Consider the following 980-nt stretch of genomic DNA (forward strand, 5'->3'; position numbering starts at 1 on the left):
CGGTGACGGACATGCTGCGTCGGCACGGGGTGGTCGGCAAGTTCGTCGAGTTCTACGGTGAGGGTGTCGCCGAGGTGCCGCTGGCCAACCGTGCGACGTTGGGCAACATGAGCCCGGAGTTCGGGTCGACCTGCGCGATCTTCCCGATCGACGGGGAGACCATCAACTACCTGCGGCTGACCGGGCGCACCGACCAGGAGCTCGCGCTGGTGGAGGCGTACGCCAAGGAACAGGGCATGTGGCACGACCCCGACCGCGAACCGGTGTTCTCGGAGTATCTCGAGCTGGACCTGTCGACGGTGGTGCCGTCGATCGCCGGCCCGAAGCGTCCGCAGGACCGGATCCTGTTGTCGGAGTCGAAGACCGCGTTCCGCAAGGACATCCACAACTACGTCGAGCGACACGACCCGACCCCGCATACCCAGTTGGACGAGGCCGAGGAGGAGTCGTTCCCGGCATCCGATCCGGTGGCGCTGTCGTTCGCCGACGACGGTGCGGTGCGGGTGCATTCGGCCGCGAATGGCGCGCAGGGGCGTCCGTCGAAGCCGGTCACCGTCACGGGTGAGCGGGGGACCTTCGTCCTCGATCACGGTGCGGTCGCGGTCGCGGGCATCACCTCGTGCACCAACACGTCGAACCCCTCGGTGATGATCGGCGCCGGCCTGGTCGCCCGCAACGCCGTGGAGAAGGGGCTGACGTCCAAGCCGTGGGTCAAGACCAACATGGCGCCCGGCTCGCAGGTGGTCACCGACTACTACGAGAAGGCCGGCCTGTGGCCGTACCTGGAGAAGCTCGGCTTCTACCTCGGCGGCTATGGCTGCACCACCTGCATCGGCAACACCGGCCCGCTGGAGGACGAGATCTCCCGGGCGGTCAACGAGGAGGACCTGACCGTGGTCGCGGTGCTCTCGGGTAACCGCAACTTCGAGGGCCGCATCTCCCCCGACGTGAAGATGAACTACCTCGCGTCCCCGCCGCTG

The 980-nt window shown here is 67.6% G+C and carries 1 protein-coding gene; it reads left to right on the forward strand.

Translation table 11 applies throughout. The features are described 5' to 3' along the window. A partial coding sequence (locus ABD908_RS27415) for an aconitase family protein (RefSeq protein ID WP_345002080.1) occupies positions 1–980 on the forward strand: 980 nt, incomplete at both ends.

Source organism: Tsukamurella soli, assembly GCF_039541155.1.
GTDB classification, from domain to species: domain Bacteria; phylum Actinomycetota; class Actinomycetes; order Mycobacteriales; family Mycobacteriaceae; genus Tsukamurella; species Tsukamurella soli.